General features: G+C 70.6%; 12 protein-coding genes. 3 read left to right on the top strand and 9 right to left on the bottom strand.

Annotated elements, in window-relative coordinates:
• Positions 1-32: 32 nt before the first annotated feature.
• Positions 33-290 carry a WhiB family transcriptional regulator gene (locus tag AC5P1B_RS14985; RefSeq protein ID WP_003953983.1) on the top strand — a complete coding sequence of 86 codons (258 nt, stop codon included), beginning with the start codon at positions 33-35 and terminating at the stop codon, positions 288-290.
• A gap of 347 nt (positions 291-637) precedes the next feature.
• Here the strand turns inward: AC5P1B_RS14985 and AC5P1B_RS14980 are convergent, their stop codons facing one another.
• Both AC5P1B_RS14980 and AC5P1B_RS14975 read right to left on the bottom strand, forming a co-directional pair.
• Positions 638-2,107, bottom strand: coding sequence for a sensor histidine kinase (locus tag AC5P1B_RS14980; RefSeq protein ID WP_493887661.1), 1,470 nt, complete (start codon positions 2,105-2,107; stop codon positions 638-640).
• 427 nt (positions 2,108-2,534) lie between these two features.
• On the bottom strand, positions 2,535-3,245 hold the full coding sequence (locus AC5P1B_RS14975; protein WP_493887572.1) for a TetR/AcrR family transcriptional regulator: 711 nt from the start codon (positions 3,243-3,245) through the stop codon (positions 2,535-2,537).
• 72 nt (positions 3,246-3,317) lie between these two features.
• Here AC5P1B_RS14975 and AC5P1B_RS14970 point away from each other — a divergent pair, with 72 nt between their 5' ends.
• The gene (locus tag AC5P1B_RS14970; protein ID WP_493887571.1) at positions 3,318-4,073 is read left to right on the top strand and encodes an SDR family oxidoreductase; all 756 of its coding nucleotides are present in this window, start codon (positions 3,318-3,320) and stop codon (positions 4,071-4,073) included.
• 73 nt (positions 4,074-4,146) lie between these two features.
• Here the strand turns inward: AC5P1B_RS14970 and AC5P1B_RS14965 are convergent, their stop codons facing one another.
• The 5 genes from AC5P1B_RS14965 to AC5P1B_RS14945 all read right to left on the bottom strand — a co-directional run bounded on the left by AC5P1B_RS14965 (position 4,147) and on the right by AC5P1B_RS14945 (position 10,104).
• On the bottom strand, positions 4,147-5,244 hold the full coding sequence (locus AC5P1B_RS14965; RefSeq protein WP_493887570.1) for an SIS domain-containing protein: 1,098 nt from the start codon (positions 5,242-5,244) through the stop codon (positions 4,147-4,149).
• A 44-nt stretch (positions 5,245-5,288) separates the two neighbouring features.
• Entirely contained in the window at positions 5,289-6,866 is a 1,578-nt protein-coding gene (locus AC5P1B_RS14960) for a glycoside hydrolase family 3 protein (protein ID WP_493887569.1), read from the bottom strand.
• Positions 6,867-6,876: 10 nt separating this feature from the next.
• A complete protein-coding gene (locus AC5P1B_RS14955; protein WP_493887567.1) occupies positions 6,877-7,743 on the bottom strand; it encodes a carbohydrate ABC transporter permease in 867 nt (288 codons plus the stop codon).
• Complete coding sequence (locus AC5P1B_RS14950) at positions 7,740-8,723, bottom strand: carbohydrate ABC transporter permease (RefSeq protein WP_493887565.1); 984 nt, start codon at positions 8,721-8,723, stop codon at positions 7,740-7,742. Before AC5P1B_RS14950 ends, AC5P1B_RS14955 begins: the two co-directional genes overlap by 4 nt.
• Positions 8,724-8,832: 109 nt before the next feature.
• Positions 8,833-10,104: an extracellular solute-binding protein gene (locus tag AC5P1B_RS14945; RefSeq protein ID WP_493887563.1), complete on the bottom strand. Its 1,272-nt coding sequence runs from the start codon at positions 10,102-10,104 to the stop codon at positions 8,833-8,835.
• A 283-nt stretch (positions 10,105-10,387) separates the two neighbouring features.
• Between AC5P1B_RS14945 and AC5P1B_RS14940 the strand changes: the two genes are divergently transcribed.
• On the top strand, positions 10,388-11,182 hold the full coding sequence (locus tag AC5P1B_RS14940) for a GntR family transcriptional regulator (protein WP_493887561.1): 795 nt from the start codon (positions 10,388-10,390) through the stop codon (positions 11,180-11,182).
• 150 nt (positions 11,183-11,332) lie between these two features.
• Here AC5P1B_RS14940 and AC5P1B_RS14935 read toward each other — a convergent pair whose 3' ends face one another.
• Both AC5P1B_RS14935 and AC5P1B_RS14930 read right to left on the bottom strand, forming a co-directional pair.
• On the bottom strand, positions 11,333-11,968 hold the full coding sequence (locus tag AC5P1B_RS14935; protein ID WP_493887559.1) for a DUF1796 family putative cysteine peptidase: 636 nt from the start codon (positions 11,966-11,968) through the stop codon (positions 11,333-11,335).
• Positions 11,965-13,437 (bottom strand): class I SAM-dependent methyltransferase, encoded by a 1,473-nt coding sequence (locus AC5P1B_RS14930; RefSeq protein WP_493887557.1) that lies wholly within the window; start codon positions 13,435-13,437, stop codon positions 11,965-11,967. The genes AC5P1B_RS14935 and AC5P1B_RS14930 overlap by 4 nt, the downstream gene beginning before the upstream one ends.
• Between the last annotated feature and the right edge of the window lie 191 nt (positions 13,438-13,628).

Here is a 13,628-nt window from a genome sequence, read left to right as displayed (position 1 = left end):
ACGATCCCGTCATACGAGGAGATGGAGCAGCCATGGACTGGCGTCACAACGCCGTTTGCCGCGAGGAAGACCCCGAGCTCTTCTTCCCCATCGGCAACACCGGTCCTGCGCTGCTGCAGATCGAGGAAGCCAAGGCCGTCTGCCGCCGCTGCCCCGTCATGGAGCAGTGCCTGCAGTGGGCGCTGGAGTCCGGCCAGGACTCCGGTGTCTGGGGTGGCCTCAGCGAGGACGAGCGCCGCGCGATGAAGCGCCGCGCCGCTCGCAACCGGGCGCGCAACGCCAGCGCCTGATGTAGCCCCTCGGCCCCCGAGCCGCAGCGCGCAGTACCCCCGACGCTCCCCCAGGCTTCGCCCGGGCGGCGCTCGCACGCAAAGTGAGCTTTGAGCCCCGGACCAGATGGGTCCGGGGCTCAGTGCTGTGCCCGCACCCGGCGCCCGCACCCGGCGCCTGCCCCGCCGCACAACTCCGCAGCGGCTGGCCCTTCTTCATGCACCTCATGTGTCGCGCCTCACGTAGCGCCTTCACACAGTGCGCCTCACGTGGCGTACCTCACGCGACGCGCACTTCCGCCCAGCCGCCCAGAGCACTCCTGACACGTTCGCCGGATAGCGGACACCCGGCGCCACTTGACGGACACTCAGCTCTTTTCAGTGCGCACGGGGAGATCGAGCATGACACGGGTGCCGCCCGTCGGCACGGGCAGCATGTCGAACGTACCGCCCAACTCTCCCTCGACCAGCGTCCGTACGATCTGCAACCCGAGGTTGCCCGCCAGCCGCGGGTCGAAGCCCTCCGGGAGCCCGCGGCCGTCGTCCTGGACGGTCACCAGCAGCCTGGCCTCGGTGCGGGTACCGCCACGGACCGCCCCCACCTCGACCGTGCCCTGCTCCCCCGGGCCGAAGCCGTGTTCCAGGGCGTTCTGCAATACCTCGGTGAGCACCATGGCCAGCGGGGTGGCCACCTCGGCGTCGAGTATCCCGAAGCGGCCGGTGCGGCGGCCGGTGACCTTGCCCGGGGAGATCTCGGCGACCATGGCGAGGACCCGGTCGGCGATCTCGTCGAACTCCACCCGCTCATCGAGATTCTGCGACAGCGTCTCGTGGACGATGGCGATCGAACCGACCCTGCGCACCGCCTCGTTGAGCGCCTCGCGGCCTTGCTCGGAGTCCATGCGTCGGGCCTGCAGGCGCAACAGGGCGGCCACGGTCTGCAGGTTGTTCTTCACCCGGTGGTGGATCTCGCGGATGGTGGCGTCCTTGGTGATCAGCTCCCGCTCCCTGCGGCGCAGCTCGGTGACGTCCCGTAGCAGGACGAGCGAGCCGATGTGGTTGCCCTTGGGCTTGAGCGGGATGGCCCGCAGCTGGATGACCCCCTCCTCGCCCTCCACCTCGAACTCGCGCGGCGCCCAGCCGCTCGCGAGCTTCACCAGCGCCTCGTCCACGGGCCCGCGCGCCGGGGCCAGCTCCGCCGTGGTCTGGCCGAGGTGGTGGCCGACCAGGTCGGCGGCGAGACCGAGGCGGTGGTAGGCGGAGAGCGCGTTGGGGCTGGCGTACTGGACCACCCCGTCGGCGTCGAGCCTGATCAGGCCGTCGCCCGCGCGCGGCGAGGCGTCCATGTCGACCTGCTGCGCGGGGAAGGGGAAGGACCCGGCGGCGATCATCTGGGCGAGGTCGGAGGCGCTCTGCAGGTAGGTGAGTTCCAGGCGGCTCGGGGTGCGTACGGTCAGCAGGTTGGTGTTCCGCGCGATGACGCCCAGCACCCTGCCTTCCCTCCGGACGGGGATGGACTCGACCCGTACGGGGACCTCCTCCCGCCACTCCGGGTCCCCCTCGCGCACGATGCGGCCCTCATCGAGGGCGGCGTCGAGCATGGGCCGGCGGCCACGGGGAACGAGGTGGCCGACCATGTCGTCCTGATAGGAGGTGGGCCCGGTGTTGGGCCGCATCTGGGCGACCGACACATACCGGGTCCCGTCCAGCGTGGGCACCCAGAGGACCAGGTCGGCGAAGGAGAGGTCGGAGAGCAGCTGCCACTCGGAGACCAGCAGGTGAAGCCACTCAAGGTCGGAATCACCGAGAGCGGTGTGCTGGCGTACGAGGTCGTTCATGGAGGGCACGTGGCGAGCCTACCCGCGTACCCGTTCGAGCAGGCCGCGCCGAAGCGTAGACAGCGGCGAATGGTCTAGTCCACAATGGTTCATTAAGGCTTCCGCTCTCCCCGCACAGGAGAGCGGATCGAGGCTCGCGGCGCTCTCTGCCCTGACCGCGCCAGAGTCTCAGATCGGCCGCACCGGCCGATGCAACTCCGGGCTGCGGTGCCGGGCGGGTTGAGGGTCCCGCTCTGGCGCCGCGGCCCGCGGGTCTGTCACGGGCCCTTGCCGCAGCTTCCCGCACCACGTCGCACCTCGCAGCTCGGTCACCTTCCGCCCCGCCAGGGGCGCGGGGAACCGCGCGACCAGCCACGACACACCCGCACTCCGCAGCGCACGGACGGACGGGCAGGATCTCCTCCAGCACGCTCCGCCGGACGAGGGCCTAACTCACCCTGGAAGCCCCGCGCGCACCGGAAGACCGTCTCCCCTCGGACCCCGCGTCCTCATCAGCGCCCACGGCCGGGCTCGCGTCCGGTGGCCAGGCCCCCATCGCGGTCCGCGCCACCTCTTCGAGAGTGGCCTGGTCCACTCCGTCGCGTGCCTGCTGGGCCATGCCGTGGAGCACGGCCGTGCAGTAGACGGCGAGCGTTCGCGCGCCGGTACCGGGCGGCAGTATCCCCGCCTCGACATCGGCGCTGATGCGGCGCTCGATCAGCGCGACGCCGTCATTGCGCCGATCCACCAGCCCCTCGGCCACCTCCGCCGACTGGGCCGTGCAGTTCGTGGCCGCGCTGATCAGCATGCAGCCGCGCGGATGGCCGGGCAAGGTATGCCAGGCGGCGGCCTCGTGCAGCATGCGGGCGACGCCGCGGCGGGCGGTCGGCTCCTCGTCCAGCGCACGGTCGATGAAGCCGCCGAAGTCGCGGATGTACGCCTCGATGGCCTCCTCGAACAGCGTCCTCTTGTCGCCGAAGGCCGCGTACAGGCTCGGGGCCTTGACGCCCATCACCCGCGTGAGGTCGGCGATGGACACCGCCTCGAAACCACGGTCCCAGAACTCCATGGTCGCCGCCCGCAGCGCCGCCTCACGGTCGAAGGACCGCGGCCTGCCCCGCTTGCTCGTTCCCTCGTTCGTGGTGTTCACGGAAGTCATTCTATAGCGAGCGCTACGCAATGTGCTACGTTTTTTCTGTAGCGACTCCTACAGAAAGAGGGGGGCGTAGCCATGGGCACGCTCGACGGCAAGACGGCGCTGGTGACCGGCGGCAGCAGGGGCATCGGCCGGGCGATCTCGCAGCGCCTGGCCCGCGATGGCGCCAGGGTGGCCGTGCACTACGGGCGGGATGACGGGGCGGCGAAGGAGACGGTGGCGTCGATCGAGACGGCAGGCGGGCAGGCGTTCACGCTGCGCGCGGAGCTGGGTGTGCCGGGGGACGCTGAGGCGCTGTGGGCCGCTTTCGACGAGCAGGCCGACGGTGTGGACATCCTGGTCAACAACGCGGGCATCAACAAGGTGTACGAGTCGTCCGCCGAGGTCACCCCGGAGGACTTCGACCACATCTTCGCGGTCAACACCAAGGCCCCGTTCTTCGTGACGCAGCACGGGCTGCGGCGGCTGCGGGACGGCGGGCGGATCGTCAGTGTCTCCACCGGGCTGACGCGCGGCGCGGCGATGCCCGGCTTGATCTCCTACTCCATGACCAAGGGCGCCATCGATGTCTTCACGCTGACCCTGGCGAAGGAGCTGGGCCCCCGGGGGATCACGGTCAACGCGGTGGCCCCGGGGGTGGTGGACACCGATATGAACGCGGACTGGCTGCGGGACAACCCGCAGGCTCGGGAGGCCACCGCCGAGGCGTCGCCCCTCAACAGGGTGGCGAAGGGCGACGACGTCGCGGACATAGTCGCGTTCTTGTCGTCGCATGACAGCCGGTGGGTCACCGGCCAGTGGATCGACGCGACGGGAGGCGCGCTGCTCTGACCCGCGTGCCCCGGCGGGAACCGAGCGGCCCCACTGCGCGGAGCAGGGCCGCCGCGCGCGAGGGCGCCGCGCGTCAGTGGGTCTCGGTGACCTTGGCGAGCGCGCGGGGGGCGTCGGGGTCCTGGCCGCGCGCGATCGTGACCTCGTACGCCAGCATCTGGAGCGGCAGGATCTCCAGGATCGGCTGGAGCTCCTCCGGGACCCCTTCGGTCGGCAGGGCGAACCCGGCCGATGCCTTGGCCACCTCGGCCGCCGTGCCGATGACCGTCAGGTCGGCGCCCCGGCCCCGCAGCCGCTCCAGCACCGGCTGCAACGCCTCGCCGCCCTTGCCGTCGGTGACGATCGCGATGACCGGCGAGATGTTGTCCACCATCGCCAGCGGACCGTGCAGCAGGTCCGCGCCGGAGTACGACAGAGCGGGAATGTAGCTGGTCTCCATCAGCTTCAGCGCGGCTTCCTTCGCCGTCGGATAGCCGTAGCCACGCGACGTCAGCACCATCCGCTCAGCGAACCGGTAGCGGCTGGCGAGCTGCTTGACCTCCTCCTGGCGGGCGAGGATCTGCTGCGCCAGCTCCGGCAGTGCCTTGGCGCTCTCCCCTCCCCCGGCGTCCGGCCCGGGAGCCTGCGTGGCGGCGCGCAGCCCCTCGACGAACAGGTACAGGGCCAGCAGCTCGGCTGTGTACGTCTTCGTCGCCGGGAGGGCCTTCTCCTCGCCCGCCAGCACGTCGATGTGGAACTCGGAGGCCTCAGCCAGCGGCGACCGCGCGTTGTTGGTCACCGCGAGAGTGATCGCCCCGGCCTCGCGGGCGGCCTGAGCGGAGGCGACCAGGTCGGGGGAGCCGCCGGACTGGCTGACGGTGATCACCAGCACGTCTGTCAGCTCGGGCTTCGCCCCGTACGCCGTGGTCGTCGACATCGACGTCAGCCCGCACGGCAGCCCCAGCCGCACCTCAAGGAGGTACTTGGCGTACAGCGCCGCGTTGTCGGAGGTACCGCGCCCGGTCAGCAGCACGAAGCGCGGGGCGCGTGCCGCGACCGCCTCGGCCACCTCGCGGATTCTCGGCGCGCCCTCGTCGAGGATGCGGCGCAGCACCGCGGGCTGCTCGGCCATCTCACCGGACATGATCCGGCCAGGCTGGTCGCTCTCCTGGGCCAGGGTCGTGTCGGACATCCCCGCTGCCTCCCGTGCGCTCGGTGCTGTACGGACCGTGGCCGTCAACGCCCGGCCTCGTTGCCGGTGATGACCTCAGCGGCGGCGCGGCCGCAGACCCGGGCGGCGCCGAAGGTGGCGATGTGCGGCGCGCCTCGGGGTGGTGCCTGGGGAACGCCCATCTCGACCACGACGGTGTCCGGGCGGGCGGTCAGCAGGACATCCAGAGCGGCGGCCATCCACGGGTGGCGGTGGACGTCGCGTACCACTGCGACGATCCTACGGTCCGCCGCCGCGTCGAGCATGTCCGCGATCATCGCGGGCGCGCCCTGTTCGGCGGCGGCAGCGCTGCCGTACGTGGCGGTCTCGGTGCCGGGGAGCAGCCGCACCAGTTCGGCGGCGACGCCCCAGGGGGTCTCGTCTCCGACGGCGATGTTCGCCATGGGAGTGAAGGCGGCGACATACGCGGGCTCGGTGAGCGGTGAGAAGCCGCCGTACTTGACCGTCACGCGCACCGCGCGGCGTGCGGCGGACAGGCCCACTTCGGGGGCGGGCGCTGTTCCCTCCCCGCGTTGCGCCGGGTGAGTCCCCTCCTTCGCGCCCGCCGCCCGGGTGGTGTGCCGCGCCCAGTCCCCGAGGGCGCGGACCCGTGCCGCGGCGTCGGCGAGCCGCTCCTCCTTCAGCTCGCCGCTGTGTACCGCCCCCACCAGGGCGTCACGCAGTCGCAGCACGGTGTCCTCGTCGGCGAGTCCGCCGCCGACGCAGATGGCGTCGGCACCGGCGGCGAGGGCGAGGACGCTGCCCCGTTCCAGGCCGTAGGTGCCGGAGATGGCCCGCATCTCCATGCCGTCGGTGACGATGAGCCCGTCGAAGCCGAGGCCGCCCTCGGTGACGGGGCGGCGCAGCAGGCCGTGCAGCGCGGACGGGCTGAGGGTGGCGGGCAGTTCGCTGTCCAGGGCGGGCACCAGGATGTGCGCGCTCATCACCGCCCGCGTTCCCGCTGCCACGGCGGCGCGGAAGGGCACCAGGTCGCGGGTGTCCAGGACGCTCAGGTCGGCGTCGATGCGCGGCAGGGCGTGGTGGGAGTCCACGGCGGTGTCGCCGTGGCCGGGGAAGTGCTTGACACAGGCGGCGATGCCCGCGGCCTGCATGCCCTCGACGTACGCGGCGGTGTGGCGGGCCACCAGGTGCGGGTCGGCCCCGAAGGAGCGGACGCCGATCACCGGGTTGTCCGGGTTGGCGTTGACGTCGGCGGAAGGGGCCCAGTTGAGGTTGACACCGCACTCGGCGAGGCGGCGGCCGAGTTCCTGGGCGACGGCCCGGGTGAGGCTGGGGTCGTCCACCGCGCCGAGGGCGAGGTTGCCGGGGAAGGAGGAGCCGGCGCGTACCTCAAGCCGGGTGACGTCGCCGCCCTCCTCGTCAATGGCGACCAGGACGTCTTCGCGTGCCTCCCGCAGTTGCGCGGTGAGGGCGGCCAGCTGCTCGGGCGATGCGATGTTCCGGCCGAACAGGCCGACGGAGGCGAGGCCCTCGCCGAGTCTGCGCAGCAGCCAGTCGGGGGCTGTGGTGCCTGCGAAGCCCGGCTGGAGGACGGCGAGTGCGTCTCGGGTGAGGGTGTCGGATTCGCGTGCGAGGGTGGTCATGGGGAGTGGGTTATCCCTTCACCGCGCCGGCGGTGAGACCGCCGACCGCCTTGCGTTGCAGGAACAGGAAGAGGATCAGGATCGGGACGGCGAAGATCGAGGCGGCGGCCATGGTGGCGCCCCAGTCGTCGCCGAAGGCGGTCTGGAAGCTCGACAGCCACAGCGGGAGGGTCTGGGCTTCCTTGTCCTTGTTCAGGATGAGGACCATCGGGAATTCATTCCACGCCGTGATGAACCCGAAGAGCGAGGTGGCCATCAGCCCGGGCGCCAGCAGCGGGAAGATCACCTTGATGAACGCCTGGGTCCGCGAGCAGCCGTCCACCATCGCCGACTCCTCCAGCTCCTTGGGCACCGCCGCGATGTAGTTCCGCAGCGTCAGGATGGTCAGGGGCAGCACCATGACCATATAGAAGAGGGTCAGCGGGATGAGGCTGTTGAGCATGTCGGCGTCGCGCACGATCATGTAGATCGCGATGACCATGACTTCCCAGGGGGCCATCTGGGCGACCATGAAGGCGAGGATGATTCCGCGGCGCCCCTTGAAGCGCATCCGCGCGATGGCGAAGGACGTGAAGAGCGCGATGGCCAGGGAGAGCAGCACCGCGAGGACGGTCACGGTGAGGGAGTTGCGGACCAGGGTCCAGAAGTTGTCCGCCTTCACGGCCCGCTCGAAGTGGTCGAGCGTCGCGTTCGTGGGGAACCAGACCGGGTCCTCGGTGACGATGTCCCCGGTCGGCTTCAGGGCCGTGGTGAACATCCAGTAGACGGGGAAGGCGAAGGCGACGCACAGGACGAGAGCTGTCGCGTTCGGCCAGACGCGTCCGAAGAGCGCCGCGTTCCGCCGGGGAGCGTTCCCCGTGCCGCGGTTTTTCCTCACAGCTCGTCCCTCTCTTGCTTGAGCACGATGCGGAAGTATGAGGACATCAGGACCAGCAGGATCACGATGGTGAGCACGGAGATCGCGGCGCCCATGCCGTAGTGCTGGTTGCCGACGCCCTCGACGAACGCGTAGATCGGCAGCGTCTCGGTGAGCCGGTCGGGACCGCCCTCGCTGATCGCGTAGATCTGCGGGAACGCCTTGAAGACCCAGATGACCTCAAGGAAGGTCGTGGCGAAGAGGAAGGGCTTGATGAAGGGCAGGGTCACCGAGGTGAAGGTCTTCCACGCCCCAGCGCCGTCCAGCGCCGCCGCCTCGTACAGCTCGTCGGGGATCGTCGTCGTCGCGGCGTACAGGCTGAGCGCGACGAAGGGAATGGAGTGCCAGACGATCAGCAGGGTGATCACGAAGAAGGTGGAGAGCTGACTGCCGGTCCAGTTGTAGTCGGCCATCGAGTGCCAGCCGAGCTTGTCCAGGACCCAGTTGACGACGCCGAAGCGCTGGGCGAACAGCCACTGGTAGACGGTGGTCGCCGCGATGACCGGCATGGCCCACGTGAGCACCAGGGCGACCTGGAGGGTGAGCCGCATCTTCTTGCCAAGCTTGGCGAGCAGCAGGCCCACCAGGGTGCTCAGCACCATGATGAGGATGACGTTCACGGCGGTGAAGACGATGGTCCGTACGGTGACCCGCCAGAACTCCTCGCTCTTGAGGATCTCCCGGTAGTTGTCACCGCCGTTCCATTCGGTGGCGTGCCGGATCAGCTGGCCCATGTTGAGGTTCTGGAACGACAGCTGGCCGTTCTTCACCAGGGGCCAGCCGAGGAACAGCGCCGTCACGGCCAACGCGGGGAGGACCAGCAGATAGGGCGCGATATCGGGATACCGTCCGCGCCGCCGAGGGGGCGGGGCGGGTTCCCCTCCGCTCTTGCGGACATCGGCCGCCGGGCCGGTCTCCGCCCGTTCGGTCTGCACTGCCATGCTCGCCATCTCTTCCTTGGCCGCGTCCACGGCCGAATCCACCGGCGCGACTACCGCGCCCGGAGGGGGACGGACGTCCCTCCGCCCCCCGGCCGGTTCGGGTGCGCTGTTACTGCTTCTGGCCGAGGCGCTTGTTCAGGTCGTCCTCGACGGACTTGGCGGCTTCCGCGTGGGACTTACCGTTCAGGACGGCGGTCATGTACGCCTTGATCGGGTTCGGCGGGTTCTCCACGGCGGCCCATTCCGGGACCAGCGGGGTGGTTCCGCCGGAGCCCGCTGCCGGAGCGGCGGCCTCGGCGGCCGGGTTGCCCTTGAGGTGGGTCTGGAGCGCGTCCTTGTTCGGGATCACGCCGCCTTCCTTGGCGAGCTGGCCCTCGAACTTGTCGGACAGCGCGATCTTCAGGAACTCCTTGGCCAGCTCCTGCTTCTCGCTGCCCGCGGCGACGGCGAGGTTGGAGCCGCCGAGGAAGACACCCTCGGGCTTGCCGGCGGTCTCACCCGGGATGGTGAAGTAGCCGATGTCCTTCTCGATCTTCGGGTTGGCCTTGATGGCGGTGGCGCCTTCCCAGCCCATGCCGATGAACGCGCCCGTCTTGCCCTTGGCGAAGACCTCGGCCTGCTGCGGGGTGGCCTCGTCCTTGTCCTTGGGGGCGTCGCTGAAGGAGGCGTACTGCTTGTAGATGTCCATGGCCTTGCCGACCTTGGGGTCGGACAGGTTGGAGACGTACTTGTCGCCGTCCTTCTTCACCAGCTCGGCGCCGGTGCCGATGGTCAGGCCGTCGAAGAAGTACCAGTTCTGGCCGGGCATGTAGACCGGCTCGGCGTCGGTCTTCTTCTCGATCGTGTCCAGGGCCTTGAACATCTCGGTGCGCGTCTTGGGAAGCTTCTTGATTCCCGCGTCGGCCCAGATCTTCTTGTTGTAGATGACGACCCGGTTCAGGACGAACCACGGGGCGGCGTACTGCTTGCCGTCGAAGACCGCCGACTTGTTGATGCTCTCGGACCAGTCGGCGCCGATTTCCTTCTTGAGGTCGGAGAGGTCGGCGAGGCCCTCGGTCTGCGCGTACGCGGGGGTCTGGGTGTTTCCGAGTTCGATGACGTCCGGCGGGTTCGACTCGGAGAGTGCCGTGGTTACCTTCTGCTGAATGCCATTCCACTGCTGAATTTCAAACTTCAGCTTGGCACCGGTCTTCTTTTCGAAGGCAGCCTTCACGCCCTTCGACCAGCCGTCCGGAGTAGACCCGTCCATGGCCCAGACGGTCAGAGTCTCGCCTTTCCACCCGTCCGCGCCGGACTTCTTGTCGTCGCTGTCGGACCCGCAGCCCGCGACGCTCACCAACATGGCCGCGACACTCGTCGCCGCTATGAGCCCACGCTTCACAGCACTCTCCTCAAAGAACCGGAATTGGTCTTTAATGGTTTAGACCAGTTCCCGCAGCTTGGCCTAGACCTTTAGGGGTGTCAAGGGTGTATAAGAGTCGCTGTCAGGTCCGTTATCGGACCGACACCTGGGGCCCGCCAGCACGTTGATGAAGGCGTCGATGGGCCCGCCCATGCCACGATGTGAGCCGCGCTGAGTTGTCCGGGGACCAACCCCCGTACCTCCAGCCGAAGTAACGGAGGAGCCGGTGACGGCAACAGGATCGGAGTCGGGACGTCACGCCATGGGGACCGACCGGGACACGAGCGGCGGCGTCGGCGGCGCGGCGGAGAACGGCAACGGCGCGGCACCGAGCGGGACGCGCACCGCGCGCGTCCCCAAGTACTACCGGCTTAAGCGCCACTTGCTGGAAATGACCGAAACCATGCCCCCGGGCACTCCGGTCCCGCCAGAGCGCACGCTCGCCGCCGAGTTCGACACGTCACGCACGACCGTGCGCCAGGCCCTCCAGGAACTGGTCGTCGAGGGGCGCCTGGAACGCATCCAGGGCAAGGGCACCTTTGTCGCCAAGCCCAAGGTCTCACAGGCCCTGCAACTCACCTCGTACACGGAGGACATGAAGGCCCAGGGCCTCGAACCCACCTCCCAGCTGCTCGACATCGGCTACGTCACGGCCGACGACCGGCTCGCCGGGCTGCTGGACATCGTGACCGGCGGCCGGGTGCTGCGCATCGAGCGGCTGCGGCTCGCCAGCGGCGAACCGATGGCCATCGAGACCACCCACCTGTCGGCGAAGCGCTTCCCCGCGCTGCGCCGCAGCCTGGTGAAGTACGCCTCGCTCTACACGGCGCTGGCCGAGGTGTACGACGTCCACCTCGCCGAGGCCGAGGAGACGATCGAGACGTCCCTGGCCACGCCGCGCGAGGCCGGCCTGCTGGGCACGGACGTCGGCCTGCCGATGCTGATGCTCTCCCGCCACTCGCTGGACGCGAGCGGCGAGCCGGTGGAGTGGGTCCGCTCCGTCTACCGGGGCGACCGCTACAAGTTCGTCGCCCGGCTGCGGCGGCCGAACGGCTGAGCCCGGGTCACGGCCCGGGCCCGGCCGCGCCCCGGGCTCCGGCGGACGGCCAGGCCCGGGCCGTGCGGCGGCGGCCGAGCCGTGAGCCACCGCCGCCGCAGCGGCCCCGGCCCGCCCCCGCCGGTGCCGGGCCCGGTTCCGGCGCGTCCGTCATGAGCGCGTCGTCCCCTCGCAGATGAGCGTACGTGCGGGGCCGGCGAGCAGCGCGTCCCAGCTGGCGTCGTCGCCCTGCCAGCGCCCTGGCACCGGCGTGGTCAGTGCCCAGCGGACGCCCGGGGGCAGCCCCCCGCCCGCTCCCGGTGGCGGAGTGCGGCGGACCCACAGCAGCTCGAAGGGGCGGCCAGCGCGACCGGCCGCGAGGGCCGTGTGCAGGCGGCGGACATCGGCGGAGGTGGCCTCGTCGAGGGCGTCGTGGTGGAGGTAGCGGATGGCGTCGGCCGTGCGTGTGGTGTGCCGCCAGCGCTCGGCGAGATACCGGAATTTACGCCGTACGCGCGCGTGTTGCCGCGCGATATCGGTGGAGGTCAGCGGCTCGCCCGGGGCCGTGGGCAGAAAGTCGTGATAGAAGCGGATGCCCGTGTACCGGTCCAGCACGCAGTCCCCGCCGTCGTCGGGCACCAGGTCCCCGGGAAGGGCAAGCACCTCGTCCAGGCCGCCGGTCAGGGCCCGGGTGACGGCGCCGCAGTCGAGGTCGAGCCAGTCGAAGAAGTGGGCCCGCCGCTGACCGGTGACGCGGCGGATCTGATACGTACTCTCACAGTGCCGTCCAAGGCCGACGCAGATCATGACCGGCGCTCCCCCGTCCCGCCCTCGCGCCGCCCGGCATCCCGCGCGCCTGCGGCCCGTGGGGCACCGCTCGCGGCGCCCCTCTCGGCCCATGGTCCGCCTTCGGGCCGCCGCAGGGTCACGCCCCGGCTGCCGCGCTTGCGCAGATACGCGCGGCCTCCGCAGACCGTTTCCAGCCGGGCGCCCACCAGTTCGCGTTCCTCCTCGGCCTGCCAGCCGGTGGTGGCCAGCCAGGGCCGTAGCCGCACGTCGAACGCCTCGGGTTCCAGCGCGATGAACAGCCGGTCGCCCGGAAGCCGGTCAAGCAGGTGGAAGTCCTGCCCGTAGTAGAGCATCTCGATCAGCAGATACGCGGCGTCCGGCCACGGCTCTCCGGCCGCCAGCTCAGCGAGCCCGGCCGCCCGTATGTCGCGTACGGACGCGCCGACGCCTTCCCGCAGACGGCGCCGGAAGACCGGGTTGGGCTCGGTGGCGATCACGGAGAAACCCTTCTCCGTCAGCCTGCGGGTGAGCGCCCCCTCGCATGCCCCGGCTTCGACCAGCGGCCCGCCGCCCGGGGCGCGCCAGCGGGCGATCCACGCGGTCGTCGCGTCCAGCCGCTCCGCCTCGTACGCGGAAGAACCGAACTCCCACGGGTCGGGGACGGACGCCGCCTCGTCCCCCATGCTGGCCAGCAGCGCGTAGAGCGCGGCGCTTTCACCAGGGGCGGGGCGGAAGAACCGTTCGGTGGCGGGGACCCGCCCGGTGTCGATGGCGTACTCCGGGCCGGGGGCCGGTGCGCTGGGGGCCAGGGCGTCGGAGGCCGGGGCGTCCGGGGCCGGGGCGTCCGGGGCCGGGGCGTCCGGGGCCGGTGTGCCGGGGGCTGACGCTCCGGAAGCCACCGCGCCGGGCCCGGCCGTGGTCAGCAGCGCGGCGCAGTTCCGGTTGACGAAGCCGAGCTTGGCGCCCACCTGGCCGGGCGTGAGGGGCTGGTCGAGTTCCGTGACGAACTCCAGGTAGGGGCTGTCGCCCACCGCGTGCCACACCGGTAGCCCGCCGACGGACCCGGCCACGTCGAGGCCGAGGCGGGCGCGGCCGCGCCGGTCATCGGCCGGAGAGTGGGTCCACACGGAGGCTTCCCTTCCAGCCATGGCGCGCGCGACGATTTCCGCCAGCCGTCCGGCGGGTACCGGTGCGGACGCGGAGAACTCAGCGGCGGGCTCCGGAGCGCGGACATGCCGCGCCAGCGCGGCAAGGCGGGACGTGAGCGTGGCGTCTGGGGCTAGAGGGAAGGATGTTCCGGTGTCGGCGAGGACGATATGGGTCTCTGCGTTCCGGTCGAGGACGGAGAGGAAGTCGAGAGCGACGTCCTCTGCCCGCAGTACCACCACGATGTCGAGCACGTTCAGGTCCCGTCGCAGGTGTGGGGAAGCGGAGTTGAGCCAGATGCAGGTGATCGTACGAGCCGTCGGACAATTGGTCCAGACCACGCATGGAGGCTGGTCGGACGGGTCCGCGGAAGGGACCGGCGGCGCCATCAGCCGGTCCGAGCGAGCCGCCGGGAGAGCCGGGCGAACCGCCGGGAGAGCATGGCGGCCCGCCGGGCAGCCGGGCCGAACGGCGTGGCGCCCCGGCCCGGGCCGCCACGCCGCACGCGGTGCGGTCCGGTACGGAAACTGAC

It is taken from the genome of Streptomyces sp. A01 (genome assembly GCF_059026195.1).
This window is presented reverse-complemented; position numbering and strand designations above follow the sequence as displayed.

Bases quoted from the DNA above. Each gene is read 5' to 3' on its own strand.
- AC5P1B_RS14985 (WP_003953983.1), top strand. From the start codon at position 33: ATGGACTGGCGTCACAACGCCGTTTGCCGCGAGGAAGACCCCGAGCTC.
- AC5P1B_RS14980 (WP_493887661.1), bottom strand. From the start codon at position 2,107: ATGAACGACCTCGTACGCCAGCACACCGCTCTCGGTGATTCCGACCTT.
- AC5P1B_RS14975 (WP_493887572.1), bottom strand. From the start codon at position 3,245: ATGACTTCCGTGAACACCACGAACGAGGGAACGAGCAAGCGGGGCAGG.
- AC5P1B_RS14970 (WP_493887571.1), top strand. From the start codon at position 3,318: ATGGGCACGCTCGACGGCAAGACGGCGCTGGTGACCGGCGGCAGCAGG.
- AC5P1B_RS14965 (WP_493887570.1), bottom strand. From the start codon at position 5,244: ATGTCCGACACGACCCTGGCCCAGGAGAGCGACCAGCCTGGCCGGATC.
- AC5P1B_RS14960 (WP_493887569.1), bottom strand. From the start codon at position 6,866: ATGACCACCCTCGCACGCGAATCCGACACCCTCACCCGAGACGCACTC.
- AC5P1B_RS14950 (WP_493887565.1), bottom strand. From the start codon at position 8,723: ATGGCAGTGCAGACCGAACGGGCGGAGACCGGCCCGGCGGCCGATGTC.
- AC5P1B_RS14940 (WP_493887561.1), top strand. From the start codon at position 10,388: ATGGGGACCGACCGGGACACGAGCGGCGGCGTCGGCGGCGCGGCGGAG.
- AC5P1B_RS14935 (WP_493887559.1), bottom strand. From the start codon at position 11,968: ATGATCTGCGTCGGCCTTGGACGGCACTGTGAGAGTACGTATCAGATC.